The sequence below is a fragment of the Telmatobacter bradus genome (assembly GCF_048629425.1).
Classification (GTDB): Bacteria; Acidobacteriota; Terriglobia; order Terriglobales; family Acidobacteriaceae; genus Telmatobacter; species Telmatobacter bradus.
Genome location: NZ_CP184532.1, coordinates 1,028,426 through 1,044,470, shown reverse-complemented (window position 1 = coordinate 1,044,470; position 16,045 = coordinate 1,028,426). Strand labels below are relative to the sequence as shown.

Annotated in this window: 15 protein-coding genes and 1 CRISPR repeat array; of the genes, 8 read left to right on the top strand and 7 right to left on the bottom strand. The window is 56.3% G+C overall.

Annotated features, from left to right (window positions below; translation table 11 throughout):
• Positions 1-19 precede the first annotated feature (19 nt).
• The 4 genes from ACOBR2_RS04425 to asd all read right to left on the bottom strand — a co-directional run bounded on the left by ACOBR2_RS04425 (position 20) and on the right by asd (position 4,898).
• Positions 20-1,243 (bottom strand): aldose epimerase family protein, encoded by a 1,224-nt coding sequence (locus tag ACOBR2_RS04425; protein ID WP_420238847.1) that lies wholly within the window; start codon positions 1,241-1,243, stop codon positions 20-22.
• Between the two features lie 105 nt (positions 1,244-1,348).
• A complete protein-coding gene (locus ACOBR2_RS04420) occupies positions 1,349-2,026 on the bottom strand; it encodes a 4-hydroxy-tetrahydrodipicolinate reductase (RefSeq protein ID WP_420238846.1) in 678 nt (225 codons plus the stop codon).
• 242 nt (positions 2,027-2,268) lie between these two features.
• Complete coding sequence (gene lysC / locus ACOBR2_RS04415; protein ID WP_420238845.1) at positions 2,269-3,687, bottom strand: lysine-sensitive aspartokinase 3; 1,419 nt, start codon at positions 3,685-3,687, stop codon at positions 2,269-2,271.
• A 167-nt stretch (positions 3,688-3,854) separates the two neighbouring features.
• Positions 3,855-4,898 (bottom strand): aspartate-semialdehyde dehydrogenase, encoded by a 1,044-nt coding sequence (gene asd, locus ACOBR2_RS04410; protein WP_420238844.1) that lies wholly within the window; start codon positions 4,896-4,898, stop codon positions 3,855-3,857.
• A gap of 260 nt (positions 4,899-5,158) precedes the next feature.
• On the opposite strand from asd, the gene ACOBR2_RS04405 reads away from it, so the two are divergent.
• The 4 genes from ACOBR2_RS04405 (at position 5,159) to ACOBR2_RS04390 (ending at position 8,823) form a co-directional block, all read left to right on the top strand.
• Positions 5,159-6,133 carry a diguanylate cyclase domain-containing protein gene (locus ACOBR2_RS04405; protein ID WP_420238843.1) on the top strand — a complete coding sequence of 325 codons (975 nt, stop codon included), beginning with the start codon at positions 5,159-5,161 and terminating at the stop codon, positions 6,131-6,133.
• Positions 6,134-6,138: 5 nt separating this feature from the next.
• Entirely contained in the window at positions 6,139-6,915 is a 777-nt protein-coding gene (locus ACOBR2_RS04400; RefSeq protein WP_420238842.1) for a PAS domain-containing protein, read from the top strand.
• Between the two features lie 180 nt (positions 6,916-7,095).
• Positions 7,096-8,052 carry a diguanylate cyclase domain-containing protein gene (locus ACOBR2_RS04395; protein ID WP_420238841.1) on the top strand — a complete coding sequence of 319 codons (957 nt, stop codon included), beginning with the start codon at positions 7,096-7,098 and terminating at the stop codon, positions 8,050-8,052.
• A gap of 3 nt (positions 8,053-8,055) precedes the next feature.
• Positions 8,056-8,823 (top strand): PAS domain S-box protein, encoded by a 768-nt coding sequence (locus ACOBR2_RS04390; RefSeq protein ID WP_420238840.1) that lies wholly within the window; start codon positions 8,056-8,058, stop codon positions 8,821-8,823.
• A gap of 76 nt (positions 8,824-8,899) precedes the next feature.
• On the opposite strand, the gene ACOBR2_RS04385 is transcribed toward ACOBR2_RS04390, so the two are convergent.
• Positions 8,900-9,124, bottom strand: a complete 225-nt coding sequence (locus ACOBR2_RS04385) for a hypothetical protein (protein WP_420238839.1) — start codon at positions 9,122-9,124, stop codon at positions 8,900-8,902.
• 226 nt (positions 9,125-9,350) lie between these two features.
• A complete protein-coding gene (nrdR, locus tag ACOBR2_RS04380) occupies positions 9,351-9,827 on the bottom strand; it encodes a transcriptional regulator NrdR (protein WP_420238838.1) in 477 nt (158 codons plus the stop codon).
• A 526-nt stretch (positions 9,828-10,353) separates the two neighbouring features.
• Between nrdR and ACOBR2_RS04375 the strand changes: the two genes are divergently transcribed.
• Both ACOBR2_RS04375 and ACOBR2_RS04370 read left to right on the top strand, forming a co-directional pair.
• The gene (locus tag ACOBR2_RS04375; RefSeq protein WP_420238837.1) at positions 10,354-10,845 is read left to right on the top strand and encodes a hypothetical protein; all 492 of its coding nucleotides are present in this window, start codon (positions 10,354-10,356) and stop codon (positions 10,843-10,845) included.
• A gap of 13 nt (positions 10,846-10,858) precedes the next feature.
• A complete protein-coding gene (locus ACOBR2_RS04370) occupies positions 10,859-11,707 on the top strand; it encodes an FkbM family methyltransferase (RefSeq protein ID WP_420238836.1) in 849 nt (282 codons plus the stop codon).
• A gap of 432 nt (positions 11,708-12,139) precedes the next feature.
• Positions 12,140-12,601: direct repeats of the CRISPR family, unit length 37 nt; unit sequence GTTACATCGCAGATAAAGTGCATCGAGTAGATGCAAC.
• 50 nt (positions 12,602-12,651) lie between these two features.
• Here ACOBR2_RS04370 and ACOBR2_RS04365 read toward each other — a convergent pair.
• The gene (locus tag ACOBR2_RS04365; protein WP_420238835.1) at positions 12,652-13,416 is read right to left on the bottom strand and encodes a LamG domain-containing protein; all 765 of its coding nucleotides are present in this window, start codon (positions 13,414-13,416) and stop codon (positions 12,652-12,654) included.
• Between the two features lie 165 nt (positions 13,417-13,581).
• On the opposite strand from ACOBR2_RS04365, the gene ACOBR2_RS04360 reads away from it, so the two are divergent.
• Positions 13,582-14,442 (top strand): TIGR03435 family protein, encoded by an 861-nt coding sequence (locus ACOBR2_RS04360; RefSeq protein ID WP_420238834.1) that lies wholly within the window; start codon positions 13,582-13,584, stop codon positions 14,440-14,442.
• A 122-nt stretch (positions 14,443-14,564) separates the two neighbouring features.
• A complete protein-coding gene (gene dapA, locus ACOBR2_RS04355) occupies positions 14,565-15,494 on the top strand; it encodes a 4-hydroxy-tetrahydrodipicolinate synthase (RefSeq protein ID WP_420238833.1) in 930 nt (309 codons plus the stop codon).
• Positions 15,495-16,045: the final 551 nt, after the last annotated feature.

The following is a 16,045-nucleotide window of genomic DNA, read 5'->3' as shown; positions in this document are numbered from 1 at the left end:
CACCAAAACCAGGAAAGAATTACTTGGCTACGGTGAACGAGAACGTAGTGGTGGAGTGGCGCGTCACGCCCGGGCGCAACTGCGTGCTGGGGAAGTTGGCATGGTTGGGCGCATCCGGAAAGTGCTGCGTCTCCAGGCAGAAGCCGCTGCGCTTCAGGATCTTGACGCCGTGACGACCGGTCAGCGTTCCATCCAGGAAGTTGCCGGCATAAAACTGCACACCCGGCTCAGTGGTTTCCACCGTCAGCACGCGACCGCTCTCTGGGTCGGAGACGACGGCCGCCACACGCAGCTTGCCTGCTTCGCCGTTCAGCACCCAGTTGTGGTCATAACCGCCGGCCAGTTTCAGCGCTTCAAAATTCTCATCAATGCGCTTGCCCACCACTTCGGGCTTGCGGAAGTCCATCGGCGTGCCTTCCACCGGAGCCAGTTCGCCGGTCGGAATCAGACCCGCGTCGGTGGGGGTGTACTTGTCCGCATGGATCAGCGCCACATGATCAAGGATGGTGCCCTGATCCTCGCCATGCAGATTGAAATAAGAGTGATTGGTCAGGTTCACGATGGTCGGCTTGTCGCTTGCGGCAGTGTAGTCAATGCGCAGGGTATGGCCGGAAAGCGTGTACTTGGCCTTGGCCGTCAACGTTCCCGGAAATCCCATGTCGCCATCCGGGCTTACCAGCGTAAACTCCACGCCATTCGGCACTTCCTGGGCCTGCCACACCTTGGTATCAAAACCTGCGGGACCGCCATGCAGGGCATTCACGCCGTCATTGGCGGGAATCTGATACGGATGGCCGTCAATCGAAAACTTGCCGTGGGCGATGCGGTTGCCGTAGCGACCAACAATGGCACCAAAGTACGGATTGTCGGCCAGATAGCCATCGAGCGAATCAAAACCAACCACCACATCGGCTGTCTTGCCATTGCGGTCTGCGCTCTTCACGCTGACCAACCGTGCGCCATAGGCAGTCACTCGCACTTCGAGTTCGGCTGACTTCAGCGTATAAATTGGAACTTCAACGCCATCCTTGGTGTGTCCCCAAACCGACATTTTCACCTCTCCTTGCGCAACAGCCGTCAGAGCCATTGCCAGAACGAAAACCAGCAGCTTGAAAATGCGCATCGTCGTCGCCTTTATGCCCTGCGGGGTCTCGTAGAAAGCGCTTTCCGCCTTCCCCGCGCGGGCATCTAGGACAATAGCACGCAGATGCTTCCTCGCGCCAACATTTCCTGAACCGGCCACCCATTGCTCCTGCAGGAAAATCGATTTTTCATGCACCGAAAGCACCTTCCTCCGCTCCCGGATTCCGTTCGTGGAAGCCGGGAAACAGAGAAAACTGCATGGCTCTTACAGCGTCGGAAAGATTTCGCGGAACTCCCAGGAACCCGTCTTGCCAACCACCCATTCCGCAGCGCGAACCGCACCGAGCGCAAAGCCGCGGCGGCTGGTGGCGTCGTGGCGCACTTCAATCGTGTCAATGTCGTTCACCGCGCGCACAATGTGCTCGCCCTTGGCGTCGGCAATGCGGTATGAGGTGATCTCCACCACGGCGTCGGGCCGCTTTGCGGTGATGATTTGTTTCAGGGTAAGAGCCGTGCCCGAGGGCGCATCCAACTTGGTCACATGATGCGTCTCGTCGATCGAAAAGGTGTAGCCCTCCAACTCCGCCAGCGTCGCTGTCAACTGAAAGAGCTTCTGCACGCCGATGGAGAAGTTGGTGCCGTAAAGCAGAGCGCCGCCGGTCTCGGCAGCCAGCTTACTGAAGGCCTCCAGATGCGCATACCAGCCGGTGGTGCCGACGACGATGCGCCCGCCCGCCCGCAGCACGGCGGTAATGTTGGCCACGGCGGCTTCAGGAGAAGTAAAGTCGATAGCCACGTCAACGTTCTTGAGACGCTCGGCCGTCAGCGCTGCAGCGCCTGCATTCTGAGTTTCATCAAGCGATGTCACGGTGTGGCCGCGCTCCTGCGCGATTTCCGCCACCAGCGAGCCGGTCTTGCCCTTGCCTAATACGAGGATGTTCATGAAGTACAGCTCCTAGCTGCCAGCTTCTAGCTTGTGAATTGCGAAAGAAACGGAATTGCCCCGCATTGATCTTAAAAGCAGCTCTCAGCTTTCAGCCCTATTGTTGTTCTATGTTGAGCTTAAAACAAGGCTGGTGGTTTCCCAGGTCCCAAAAGCGGGACCTGGGGCACCCAGTGGATTTGATTTTGCCAGCGGTGGCAAGAAAAGCTGGAAGCTGGAAGCTAGCGGCTAGAAGCTGAAAGTCAGCGGCTTGCCGCTGGCTTTCTCGCCTCCACGTCGAAGACATTCGGATCAGGATTCTGGAAGAAGGCGGCGTGCAGCGAACGGACGGCTTCGTCGGCGTCGCTTTCTTCAATCATGAAGCTCATGTTGATTTCGCTGGCTCCCTGCGAGATCATGCGCACGTTCACGTGCTTGACGGCGTTGAAGACCTGGGCCGCCATGCCGTTCTGGCCGCGAATGTCTTCGCCCACCAAGCAGATCAGCGCCTTCTGGCCTTCATACTTCACATCGGCCAGCTTGGAAAGATCAGCGGCGATGGACGGCAGCTTCTCATTGGAATCGACCGTGAGCGAAACGCTGACCTCGCTGGTGGAAACCATATCAACAGCGCACTGATGCTTGTCGAAGATGTCGAAGATGGTCTTCAGATAGCCGTGGGTCATCAACATGCGGCTGGCCACCACGTCGATGATGGCCAGCTTCTTCTTGACCGCAATCGACTTGAACGGGCTCTGGCAGTGGGGCGCAATCGCGGTGATGCGCGTACCCTCGCAGTTGGCGTTGCGGCTGTTGAGCACCAGCACCGGAATGCTCTTTTTCACGGCCGGCAGAATAGTGGCCGGATGCAGAACCTTGGCACCAAAGTAGGCTAGCTCAGCGGCTTCTTCAAAGCTGATCGTCTTCACGCGCAGAGCGTCCGGGCAGATGCGCGGATCGGTGGTCATGATGCCGTCCACGTCGGTCCAGATCTCAATGGCCTCGGCCGTGAGAGCGCCACCCACCAGCGCGCCGGTAAAGTCCGAGCCGCCGCGGCCGAGCGTGGTAGTAATACCGCCTTCGTTCGAGGCGATAAAGCCGCCCATCACCGGAACCTTGCCCTCTTTGGCCAACGGACGCAGAATTTCTTCCGCCTTCTTTTCGATCAGCACATCGTTGGGCACGGCCTTCTGGAACTGCGAGTCGGTGATAACGATCTGACGCGCGTCCACATGGGCGGCGTTCAGGCCCAGCTCACGGAAGGCAGCGGTGACGATGCGGCTCGACAGGCGTTCACCGTAGCTGACGATCAAGTCGCTGATGCGCGGCGTAAGCTCCAGAATGGCAGCCAGTCCACGCAGAATCTCATCGAGGGCGTCGAACTCTTCGTCAATGGTGTTGGTGAGCGTGGCCAGCGCGGCATGATCCTTGACGAGGGCCGCCGCCGTATCGCGATGGCGGGCACGCAGACGCTCGCTGATGGCCAACGCTCCGGTGCGATCACCGCTGGCTGCGGCCGAGGCCGTACGCAGCAACTGATCGGTCACTTTGGCCATGGCGCTGACAACAACAACCGGGCTCTTGCCCAAGGCCACGCGCCCGGCCACGATGGCCGCGGTACGCCCAATGGCCGCCGGATCCTCCACCGACGTGCCGCCGAACTTCATCACTACCAGATTCATCGGAGTCTTCCCAGTGCAGCTTCTAGCTGCTAGCTTCTAGCTATTTTACTTAGCTCCGCTTTCCATCTTTCGTAGATTGCACGAAGACGCATATTGCATAAGCGCAACATGCGTCCTCGAGCAACAAAAGAGCTAGAAGCTGGAAGCTAGCTGCTAGAAGCTGTATTTTACAGCTTGCCCAGACTGGCCAGCAGCTCGGCGTTCAGAATGGTTGCGCCGGCTGCGCCACGCACCGTGTTGTGGCTAAGCACCACAAACTTCCAGTCCAGCAGATTGCAGGGACGCAAACGGCCTACCGTAACCGCCATACCTCCATCGCGATTGCGATCCAGACGCGGCTGCGGACGGTCGGCCTGCGCAATCCACTGCACGGGCTGTTTCGGCGCCGTGGGCAGATCGCGGCCCTGGAGCGGCTGATACGCGACCCAGGCTGCCAGAATCTCTTCCTGCGTAGCCTTTTTGCGCAGCTTGAGCGAAACGCACTCGGTGTGGCCGTCCACCACCGCCACGCGATTGCAATGGGCGGTAATGCCAGCGGTGAGCGGAGCCACGGTCGAGCCCGTCAGCTTGCCGAGCAGCTTCAGCGTTTCCGCTTCCACCTTTTCTTCCTCGCCACCAATATAGGGCACCACGTTGTCCAGAATGTCCATGGAAGCCACGCCCGGATAGCCGGCGCCGCTGATGGCCTGCATGGTGCTCACAAAGATCTGCTCAATGCCAAAAGCCTCTTCGATGGGCTTGAGCGCCATCACCAGACCGATGGTGGAACAGTTCGGATTGGTGACCATGTAGCCGCCCGCTTCCTTGCGCCAGGGCTGCTCTTCGATCAGATGCAGATGCTCGGCGTTGACCTCGGGAATCACCAGAGGAACGTTCGGCGTCATGCGGAAGGCCGAGGAGTTCGACAGCACGGCGCAACCGGCAGCGGCAAACTTCGGCTCCAGCTCCCGGGCAATGCCCGCGTCGATGGAGGCAAAAATCACCTTGGGCGCGCCTGCGGGATCGGCCGGAGAAACCACCATCTTGGCGATTCTCTCCGGCAGCGGAGTCTCCAGACGCCACTTGACGGCCTCGCCATACGGCTTGCCGCTCGAACGGTCGCTGGCTGCCAGCCAGGCGATCTCGAACCACGGGTGGTTCTCAAGGAGCTGAATGTAGCGTTGGCCGACCATACCGGTCGCACCCAGAATGCCAATTTGATATTTTTTCATGGTTGTCTTCGACCTTTCAGTGTACAGGAAAAGGTCTCATTTTCTGCCGGTAGTCGTATGCTCGAGGCAAAAAGCTCCTGTTTTTGATGGTTTTTCTGCGTTTTTTGTTTTCTGTGGCGGGCCTCGCTACTGGTAAAAATAGTTGCACTTCATGCCAAGCTGGGACCTGACATTCGTCACGTGCCCAAAATAACTTTGTCCCCCGCAGTTTTCCTCTTTGCAGACTTCTCAGGGCCGATAACCGGACCAAGGACGGGCCCATGAGCGCGATGCAAAAAACATCGTGGAACAGCGCTGCTGGCAAAGGTGGATCGCCCATCTATAACCCCGAGCTCTGCCTAACCCTTCTGGTGGAAGGGGCTTCGCTGGGTGTCCCCGAAGTTGACACACTTTCCTACCGCAAATTCCGCGCCAATGTTGAGCAGATGGTTCATCAGTTGGCCAGCCAGTTGCCCGCTGAGGACAAGCTGGCCCTGATCCACTCAATCATTCACGAATTCGAGCTTTACCGGGCCGAATCCGAGCATGCGATCCGCGAGCAGTTGAGCGGCTGGCGCAGTCTGGTGGCCAAGCTGTTTGCCAAGCTGCTGGGCAGCATTGGCATTGAGGCCAACGCCCCGGACGCCTTCAGTCTTTCCCAGCACATTCGCCATCTGGTTACAGCAGATGAAATCAGGGCATGGGAAGATCGCCTGGACGCCTACCTGCTGCCAGTCGCCGGTCAGTCTCCGGAAGAGAGTACCGCCGCGCGCCTGCGCGCCACCGACAGCTCCATGGCCAACGACAACGCCTCTGGACTGCCCGGCGGCGGTGCCGCCATGGGCAGAGTGGATGAGCTGATCAAACAGAGTAGCAAGGGCTTTGTGGTGCTCTTCCGCCTGGGCTGCCTGGAACTGATCAGCGAGCGCTTTGGCGACGAAGCCGTGCAGGACTGTCTGATGGCCATCTCCAACTATCTGATCCGCAGTCTGCACCGCGAAGACTCAATCTACCACTGGAGTGATTCCGCCCTGCTGGCCATTATTCAGGCCCGCACCAACCAGCACATTCTAGCTGCCGAACTGAAGCGCATCGCCAACCAGAACCGCGACGTGAACATCAACATCGGTGATCGCGTAGTCATGCTGCGCATTCCGATTGAGTTCGAGATCATTCCCCTCAGCCGCCTGTGCAGCTCGGAAGACCTGCGCAAGCTCAGCCTGGAAGCCAGCTACACCCCCAACCACACCCAATGATGCCTATGATTGAAACTGCCTTAGTCCCTCACCCTGCTGTCGCTTCCAGCGGAATCGACTCGATTGATGACCTTCCCGTCGCCTATCTGGAATGTGATGTGAATGGGATCATCTACCGCTGCAACAAAATGGCTCAGGAAATTCACCGCTCTGAGCTGGGCGAACTGCTGGGTAAGGAAATCTGGAATCTGGTGGTCCATGATCAACAGGAAACCAGTCGCAGCGCATTTTATGCCGTCATGATGACCGGTGTGAATCCGCCGGTGACTTACCGTGCCATGTACACTCCCAGCGGCGGCTTCCGAACCTTCCGCTTTGATCGCAACGTAATTCTGGATGCCAACGGCACGCCCGCCGGCATGCGCGTGATTTTTTTCGATGTAACTGAACGCCAGCTGGAACTGGAGCGGGAACGCAAGGCGCGCATGTGGCTGGAGTCGATCTCCGATTCCATGAACGAGGCCGTCATCGTTACCGATGTGCTTGGCTTCATCCGCTTTGTGAATGCTGCCGCAGAAGAGCTGACCGGCTGGAACATCAACGATCTGAAACACATGACCATAGAAAAGGGCATGCCGATCCTGACCTACGTCCCTTCCGATGGCGTGCCGCTCAATCATCGTCTACTGCTGGAGCGCCGTTGTGCGGGCGTCGCCACACTGCTTAACCGTAACCGCCAGCAAATCAGGGTTCATCTCTCCACCAGTCCGGTCATCGATCAGGCGGAAAGCTCCACCATCGGCGTCGTCAACGTGATGCGGCTGGTAGAAGGACCGGCATAGGCTAGAGCGGTTCTCCAATTGCTTTACACCGAAGCCCTTGCCCTCCCGGGATCGCCCTGTGCCTTCCCGAAGCATTTTTATTCGAGCGTTGCCTTCCATATGCCCTGATTGGGTCTGTTTCCCTCGTTTCTCTGCAGTCCTCCATGTTTGCTGCCGATAGATCAAAACAGGAGAGCTTGGATGGCAATCAAATGGGGATCCACAAAGGCCACCGAAGAGCCGAATCCCGATGCCTCAGGCATTGATCGCTGCCTCACGCTGCTTGCCGATGGTGCTACACGCGGTCTTCCGGAGATCGATCCGGTGGCCTACGCCAGTTTCCGCAGCAACGTTGAAACTTTCTCCCGAGGCCTGCCTGACCGCCTGCCCGACGATGAAAAGCTGGCCCTGATCCGCTCCATTCTGCAGGAGTTCGAAAACTATCGCACCAGTTCCGAGTCCTACCTGCGCGAGCAGCAGACCTGTTGGCGCGGCGTTTTAGCCATGATGCAGGACGAACTGTTCGCCCTGCTGGGCATCGATACCAAATCAGCCCGAGCAGCGGCTTTGATCAAGGATGCGCGCCGCCTCAGTTCGCCCAGTGAGATTCAGGACTGGCGTAACAGCATGGACTCATTTCTGCATCCGGCCAGCGGAAAAAGCCCAGCGGAGGACTACGCCGCCAAATTGCGTTCCGCCGACAAATCCACCGCCAACGATAACGCGGCCGGTCTGCGGGGTGGTGGCGCGGCTGTCGAGCACTTAAAACGCATCATGGACAACGCCGGGGAAGGATACATTGTTCTGTTCCGCCTCAGCTGTCTGGATATTGTGAGCCAACGCTTTGGCACGGAAGCCGTGGAGGACTGTCTGATGGCCATCAGCGCTTACCTGACCGCCGGCTTGCAGGGCGACGACGCCATCTACCACTGGAGCGACTCCACGCTGCTGGCCATTTTGCAGGGACGCACCAGTGAACTGATTCTGACGGCCGAACTGGAACGCATCATTGCCCAGAATCGTGAAAGCACCATCCAGATTGCGGGCCGTTCCGTCATGCTGCGCATCCCGGTCACGTTCGACCTTACCCCTATCCAACAGCTGCGCTCGCCGGATGACCTGCTCCGTATCTCCGTCCGACAAACGCCCCTCAGGTGATCCATGAAAGAGCCTTTGACTTCGTCCACACACACCCAGGACCTCAACGAGATCCTCGATCCTCTTCCCCTGCCCTACATTGAACTTGATCGCCGGGGATGCATCGTGCGCGCGAACCGTGCGGCAATCGATCTGAACCCGATTGAAAATGGCAATCTGATTGGGAGAATGGTCTGGGATCTGGTGGCCGCCGAAGAGATGGCGCCCAGCTTTGCCGCTTACTGCACGGCGCTGGAAAACCACGATGTTTCCAAGCCGGTGCGCTACAATGTCTACGATTCCACCGGTCAGTTCCACACCTATGAATTCCACCGTTCGCTGGTTCTGGATGAAAAAGGCGAGGCCGTGGGCATGCGCATGCTCTGCGTGGACGTAAGCCGCAAACTGCAAAAACTTGCCGAGGCGCGCCGCACCGCACTCTGGTTCAAAAGCGCCCTCAGTTCGCTGGCTGAAGCGGTTCTGCTCACCGACGTGATCGGCATTATTCTCTACCTGAATCCGGCCGCCGAAGAGATGCTTGGCTGGAAGTCGGAAGAGCTGGCCGGAAGGCTGATTGATCAGGCGCTTCCCTATATTCCCAGTTCGCCCGAGATTGGGGCTCCGCCGCCCTACAGCACCGCCATTGAAAAGCCCAACAAAGTACTAGTCACATGCCTCGACGCCCGGGGACGTTCCCTGTGCATCGAATTCCATTCCTCGCCGGTAGTCGATCTGGAAACCGGCCACATCAGCGGCGTCATCAGCCGCCTGTTTCTGCTCCCTGTCGCATAAAGCAAACAGGGCGCGGTCCCAGTCCGCACCCTGCTGTACTTTCAGCCTTCGCCAACCCGGCGAAGGCTTTTCTGCTTCAGGCTTCCTTACGATAAAGCAGGTCGCGAATCGCCTTGCGCCGCGCCGCATTCATCTCGCTTTCGGTCCGGCGTTCCAAAGGATCAGCGCTCGACTGCGCCTCATCGTCCTCTTCCTCCGGTTCGCTGCAGCTCCAGCAACGGTTGGCAAAGCCCGGTTTATCAGGCCTCAGTTCAAACTCTTCTCCACAAACAACGCATGTTTTGATTGGAAAACCCATCATTCACCATCCCGGTGCGGTCTTTGCCGCATCCTCATCCAAATTGTTGCCTTCCAGCAGAAGCTGTGGGGCAAGCCCCACTTCCAACTGGAAAATTGACGCCATCCACAAGAAAAAGTTGCTCGAAAAAATATACGGCAAAACTCGCAGGTTTCAAAGTCAGCATTTTTCCGGGAAGAAGCCGATAGATTCCAGCTTCTGGCCACTAGCACCTAGAACCTGACTAGCCCTACTTCTTCCCCTTCCCCATCCGATGGCTTCCCAGCAGCCCTTCCAGCTCTTCCTTGAACTCGCGCACATCCTTGAAGTCGCGATAGACCGAGGCAAAACGGATGTAAGCCACAGTGTCAAGACCTTTTAGATGCTGCATGATGAGCTCGCCGACTTCCGACGTGGTGCGCTCCCGCTCCGGAGCGTCGATCAGGAAGCTTTCGGTGGCATCCACAATTTTTTCCAGCTGACTGGAAGAGACCGCCCGCTTTTCACAGGCGCGCAGCAAACCGCTGAGCACCTTTTGCCGGTCGAAGCGCTCCCGCCGCCCGTCCTTTTTCACCACCATGTAGGGAATTTCATCAATGCGTTCGTAGGTGGTAAAGCGACGATTGCAACGTTCGCACTCTCGCCGCCGCCGGATCGCGTCGGCTTCCTTGCTCTCCCGGGAATCTACTACCCGGTCCTGGCCGAATCCGCAGTAAGGACACTTCATGAAGACAGATTCTAAGGCATTCGGGAAGAACCGCAAACAACAGGGATGAAGGAGAAGGAAACTTAAGGGGACCAGGAGCCAAAGAACCCAAGAACAGAGAGCAAAAAACAGGGACGAAAGACCAAGCGCATGAGCGCGGGGCAAAGAGTAAGGAAAGGTGGTGCGAAGAGAAAGAAAGGGAGCAAAGGGCAAAAGATGGCAAGGTCAGGCGAGGGACGAGAGAAGCAAAAAGACGAGAGCCTGGGCTGCACCTGTCTCTTCGAAGTCGCGCCGTAGGCGCAATGCAGGTTAGCCCCACGTTTCAGCGTGGGGAAAGCGGTGGCGGGAAGGAACAAAGTCCCGTAGGAACGGCGGAAAATCCCAGCCCAAAATCCAGGCAACGTCATGCGAAGCAGTTAGCCCCACCGCAGGTGGAAAGTGCGTCGGAGAGATGCAACATATACTGACCTGCAATGTAACCTGTCGTACGAGTGTGGCAATGAACGGAGAGTGCATCGAGTAGATGCAACGCAGTTTTCATGGTCACATGTCAATCGGTCTTTTATACCAAACTGGCGGGCAAACATTATCCCCCGGTCAGTACGCATACACAAGTACTGGACCAACTATAGGACTTGGGTCAGGAACTTTTGTAAACGGAGTTTTTATTGTTGGTAACGTTGCTGACGGCATCGAAATCTATAGCGGATCAACGGCTCCCCCGAGGAGAGGAATAACTACTTCCCCAGACCCAAATGGGGACATGACATTTTGGACGAATTCCAACCAAACTTCTCCTATTTGGAAGTTCGAGGATGGAAACGGAGATATTATTAGAGCTTATATTAACGGGAACAATGGAAGCGCATTTTTCCAAGGGTCTATAAGCAATTCTAATGGAATTTTGATTCCTACCTCTGCCACTGGATACACCGGATCTGGTAAAATGGTCCTATCCACCGGCACAGGTTATAGTGGAACCTGTGCATCCGCGACAACCATCACTTTCGTAAACGGAATCGCAACTGGTTGCGCCTAAAGGAGTTAATACCATGAGTACAATGTTGGCAAGAATTGTGCAGACATTTTCTTTTTTTGTGAAGGGGAATATCTCCCGTGTTCGAAGGATTATGATCGGTAGAAACGTTGAGGCGTTTGCCGTTAATACATGCAATGGCCGGTTTTTGATCGATCCAGAAGATATTGGCGTTGGGGGAAAACTTATCAAAAAAAACAGTTATGGGCAAGGAGAGATCGAACGAATTTGCTCTCTCGTCGGGGCCGAAAACAGCGTTTTGTTTGTTGGCTCTCATATCGGTACATTGGCCATTCCCGTTTCAAAAAAAACCAAGATAGTTACTGCGATTGAAGCAAATCCACGTACCTTTCAACTTCTTTCAGATAACATTTTGCTTAATAAGTGCAGTAACATTAACGCCATTCAGATTGCCGCTAGTGATCGGGAGGGGAATCTGTCTTTTGTTGCTAGCAAATCTAATTCTGGTGGATCAAAAAGAATGCCATTGATCCATAAGTATATGTATTTTTATGATAACCCAGAAGTTATCGAGGTACACTCTAACAAATTGGACTCAGTCATCTCTAATAAATTCGATTTGATTGTTATGGACATTGAAGGATCTGAATATTTTGCACTGAAGGGAATGCCCAGATTGCTTTCGGATGCACGACATTTAATTGTGGAGTTCGTTCCGCATCATCTAAAAAATGTTGCGTCCGTTTCCGTTGATGATTTTCTATCGGTTATTAACCCTTATTTTGACATGCTATATCTTCCATCGAAAAAATTAACGGTCAAAAAGGAGAAATTTTCAGAAGTTCTCAATGATATGTATGATTTGGAAGAAAGCGATGACGGAGTTATCTTCTCTAAGCTGTAATGTATTTCGTCGTTTTCTGTAGTAACCTCGCGCCGAGTTTTGATTCTACTTCTATGTGAGGAATCAAAAACCGGCGCATTTTATACAGTTCTATAAAATTATACGCAGTAGCGCCGCAACCACTTCTCCTCTCTACGCGCCGTTACATCGCAGATAAAGTGCATCGGGCAGATGCAACTTGAGGCAAGTTGCACACACTATGTTTATTTCAAGGCGATTGATTTCGATGGGCCTCTGATTGTTTGAAGTAGTTCTCCGCTTACCTCTAGCTCCGGCAAAAAGCCAAGGGGTGAGCGGAAGGATGAAAGGACTGATTTTGAAGGAGATAAATGGCCTCATGTATCCTACGTCACAGCCGAAAGATTGCAGATGAGCGCGGTTAGCGGAAAGCACTCCGTAGCCTTTTCAAAACAAAAGAGTTAAAATGGAGCGGTTACATCGCAGATAAAGTGCATCGAGTAGATGCAACATGGTGTACTCCTTTTGCCTATGCGGCGGTGAAGTTACATCGCAGATAAAGTGCATCGAGTAGATGCAACTGCACGACGAAACTGTATTACAACAATGTCTCGGTTACATCGCAGATAAAGTGCATCGAGTAGATGCAACGAGAATGTTCAGACAATTGTTAACGAACTCTCCAGCGTTACATCGCAGATAAAGTGCATCGAGTAGATGCAACATTTGCAATAACAGCCAAGTCACCATCATCGCAATGTTACATCGCAGATAAAGTGCATCGAGTAGATGCAACCCAGGAGATCCCTGTCTCCGAAAAGGATGCGGCGTTACATCGCAGATAAAGTGCATCGAGTAGATGCAACACTGACGGACGAGCAGAAGGCGAGCGCCGATTTGTTACATCGCAGATAAAGTGCGTCGGGCAGATGCAACCTTTTGAAGTAGCTACGCGAAGCAGTTAGCCTCACCGCAGGTGGTTGGCCTCACCGCAGGTGACACGCGAAGCGATCAGTCCCACCGCAGGTGGTCGACATGGGCAAAAACTCGGCTGGAGTAAGCGCGCGCGGCACGGTGCGGCTGAGGAGGATCGCACCCTTGAATGGGTCCCTGTTGTTGATGCGCATGCCAACCGAACTGCGGCCCGCCAGCTGCGGCGTAAGGGTCAGTTCGCCCTCGCCCTGCAGTTCGCCATCCACATAGTTGCGCAGCATGTGGCCATCGTAGACCACTGCCATGCGGTACCACTGGCCCAGCGGATGCAGCGCCTTGCAGTTGAGCAGCGTGCGATAGCTGGCGTTCGATTTGGCGTAGCTGTCCAGGCACCACTGGCCGTCCACAATGCGAATCTCAAAGAGCATGCGGTTGGGCGTATCCTCGCCCGTGTCCGGATTCTGCTCCTGCAGGTGGAAGAAGCGCTGGGCCTGCGGGCCATCGGCGTCGGGGCGGAAGATCACCTCCCACGTATAGGTGGAAGCGCCAGCCAGCGGATGCGCAGGCACGAAGATCCCGTCGCCCTGACCATTTCCCGGCCCATGAAACTGGACCGCCTTGCCGTAGGGCGTGCCAATCAGCTCCGGATGGCCAACCACCTGTACCGGATGGCCGCCAATCGAGCTCAGATTGTCGAAGCGCCAGGTCTGCTCCGGCTGCGGAGCCGGGGGCTGGGGCGTGGCCTGCGCGTGGCTGGCCAGGAGCGCACAGGAGAGAACGACGAAAAGCATGAACGCGGTACAAAAGAAGCGACGCATGAGATTCCTTTTGTTCGTCACGGAGTCCAACCGGCAAAAACAGGCTTAAATGGACCGCAACTACCGGTGTGGATCTTGCCGTTATACTAGCTGCGAGATTCCGGCCCCGACAAATAGGACGCTGTACGAACCAGGCGATACTGCCAGGGACGAAAGGAGCAGTGCATGTTTTTGAAGAAGATGTGGATCTTCGGAGTCTGTTGGGTGGCGCTGGCAGGCGTGGTCGGGGCAGGCGGCCAGATACCCTCGATGATGTCCATGCCCCAGCCGAAGGATGCAACCCCGGCTGAGGTCAAGCTCTCCAATCTGGCGGGCAAAAGCTTCCACTACGAGGTGGTTTCCATCAAGCCGCACAAGGCCGACGATCCAGGAATGTCGTGGCGTACGACGCCCAACGGTTTTGCCTTCGTCAATATGCCGCTGCGCAATCTGGTGCAGCCGGCTTATGGCATCAAACTTGAAGAAGCCGTGGTGGGCCTGCCCAAATGGGCCATCGATGACCGCTATGACATTGAAGCCAAGATAGATGACGACACGACGGCGTTAGCAAAGAAGCTCTCGCGTGAGGACCGGCGGACATTTCAGCAGATGCTGATGCAGGATCTGCTGGCTGACCAGCTCAAGTTCAGGGAGCACACCGAAACTCGTCAGCTTGCGGCCTACGATCTGATCGTCGCCAAGGGCGGTGTGAAGATGAAGGAGAGCGCGCCGGATGTGATTGGCCAGTTAGGGACCAGTTCGAAGGGGAGCTTGAATGAGTTTCACGTTAAGGGATTTCCTATGAGCAGTTTTGCTAACAACCTGACCAGCAACATCGGAAAAACAGTAGTTGATAAGACCGGTCTACTAGAAAAGAAATTCGACTTTTCACTGACCTATACGCGGGATGAACTGCAGGGCACGCCCGACGCCGGACCGGGGCTGTTCACGGCGCTTGAAGAACAGCTGGGGCTGAAGCTGGTGGCCAGCAAGGCTCCGGTCGAGGTAGTGATCGTGAACCACATCGAGCGCCCCAGCGAGAACTGAGAAAATACGCATATTTCTGCTGGTTTTGTCGGCGGATCCTGTCTGTACAGAGCACAGGGATGAGCGAAATCCAAGAAAAGACTGTGCCCCTCCAGCCCGGCTCGTTATAAACTTTGCTTGAGATGGAAACGACGGGTTGTGGTACGGCAATTGTGACGCCCTTCCGCGCGGATGGCTCGGTGGACGAGTCGGCGCTGTGGGATTTGGTGAACTGGCAGATCGAGTCAGGCGTGGACTTTATCGTCGCCTGCGGCTCGACAGGGGAAGCGGCCACCCTGGACGAAGAAGAGTGGCTGAAGACGGTGCGTTTGATCGTGGATGCCTCGTCCGGGCGGGTTCCGGTGTGGGCAGGCTGTTCGCACAACTCCACGCGTGAGTTGGTGCGTATGGCCGCAAAGCTACGCCAGATTCCCGGCCTGAGCGCCGTGCTCTCGGCCAATCCCTACTACAACAAGCCCTCGCAGGAGGGTCAGTTCCAGCATTTTCTGGCGCTGGCGCAGGCGGTCAGCCCGCTGCCGGTCTGCCTGTACAACGTACCGGGGCGCACGGCCGCCAATCTGGAACCGGCCACGGCCTTGCGTCTGGCCCAGGCTGCCACCAACATCCGCGCCATCAAGGAAGCCAGCGGCAAGCTGCCGCAGATCTCCGAGCTGGTGCACATTATGCCGCGCGGCTTCAAGGTCTTCTCGGGCGACGACAGTCTGGCGCTGGCCGCCATCGGCACCGGTGCGCATGGGCTGATCAGCGTGGCCTCCAATGAGATTCCCGCAGAAGTCAGCCGCATGGTGCGTGCCGCCCTTGAGGACAACTGGCAGGAAGCCCGCGAACTGGAGCGCCGCTTCAGCCGCCTCTTCGAGGCCAACTTCTGGGAGTCGAATCCGGCTCCGGTCAAGACGGTTCTGCACCTGATGGGCCGCATCGGCGATCAGCTGCGCCTGCCGCTGGTGCCTCCGCAGCCTGCCACCCGCGCCCGCCTGGAACGGCTGGCCGGTGAACTGGGCCTGCTCAAGAACGTTCCGCCGCCAGCCGGGTTGAGAGCCGAAGTGTACTAACGACAGAGAACAGAGAACAAAAAGGACCGCTTCAAGCGGTCCTTTTTGTTTTGTGGTGGGAAAGTATTGCCTGAAACGATTCAAGCAAAAGCAGAGTAGCTGTTTCATCGCCGTACGCCGCGCCCCCTGCTGCGGCCGCCGAGTGGCCAAGCATGCAACACGGCTTTCATGAGAACGCATCCACCTGGAGCGTTTTTCTCATCCAACCGGACCAAAGTGCGCCCTGTTTCACAACAAGCTAAAGTTTTTTTGCGCCTGGACACACAGGTATCGCGCGGTTGTTTCCAAACCGAAGTAATGGGGAAAATCTCCGCGCTTCATGAGAATCATCCCGCCGCGAGCCACTCTGCGTCGCAGTTCCAGACAAATACACCGCAATCGAGACAAAACACGAACGGCTTCATGAGAGCTGTCCTCGCACAACACAGCCCACTAATGACTTTGATCATTCCAGCCACTCCTGCCCGCTCCCGATGAACGACCTGCAACGTCCGGAGCAGGTATTTCCACTGCTCAGCCGCACTCCGGATGCCGCGGCAAACCGCCGCCGG

Coding starts and splice junctions, on each gene's coding strand:
- ACOBR2_RS04420 (WP_420238846.1), bottom strand. CDS start 2,026: ATGAACATCCTCGTATTAGGCAAGGGCAAGACCGGCTCGCTGGTGGCG.
- lysC (WP_420238845.1), bottom strand. CDS start 3,687: ATGAATCTGGTAGTGATGAAGTTCGGCGGCACGTCGGTGGAGGATCCG.
- asd (WP_420238844.1), bottom strand. CDS start 4,898: ATGAAAAAATATCAAATTGGCATTCTGGGTGCGACCGGTATGGTCGGC.
- ACOBR2_RS04405 (WP_420238843.1), top strand. CDS start 5,159: ATGAGCGCGATGCAAAAAACATCGTGGAACAGCGCTGCTGGCAAAGGT.
- ACOBR2_RS04400 (WP_420238842.1), top strand. CDS start 6,139: ATGATTGAAACTGCCTTAGTCCCTCACCCTGCTGTCGCTTCCAGCGGA.
- ACOBR2_RS04395 (WP_420238841.1), top strand. CDS start 7,096: ATGGCAATCAAATGGGGATCCACAAAGGCCACCGAAGAGCCGAATCCC.
- ACOBR2_RS04390 (WP_420238840.1), top strand. CDS start 8,056: ATGAAAGAGCCTTTGACTTCGTCCACACACACCCAGGACCTCAACGAG.
- ACOBR2_RS04385 (WP_420238839.1), bottom strand. CDS start 9,124: ATGATGGGTTTTCCAATCAAAACATGCGTTGTTTGTGGAGAAGAGTTT.
- nrdR (WP_420238838.1), bottom strand. CDS start 9,827: ATGAAGTGTCCTTACTGCGGATTCGGCCAGGACCGGGTAGTAGATTCC.
- ACOBR2_RS04375 (WP_420238837.1), top strand. CDS start 10,354: ATGTCAATCGGTCTTTTATACCAAACTGGCGGGCAAACATTATCCCCC.
- ACOBR2_RS04370 (WP_420238836.1), top strand. CDS start 10,859: ATGAGTACAATGTTGGCAAGAATTGTGCAGACATTTTCTTTTTTTGTG.
- ACOBR2_RS04365 (WP_420238835.1), bottom strand. CDS start 13,416: ATGCGTCGCTTCTTTTGTACCGCGTTCATGCTTTTCGTCGTTCTCTCC.
- ACOBR2_RS04360 (WP_420238834.1), top strand. CDS start 13,582: ATGTTTTTGAAGAAGATGTGGATCTTCGGAGTCTGTTGGGTGGCGCTG.
- dapA (WP_420238833.1), top strand. CDS start 14,565: ATGGAAACGACGGGTTGTGGTACGGCAATTGTGACGCCCTTCCGCGCG.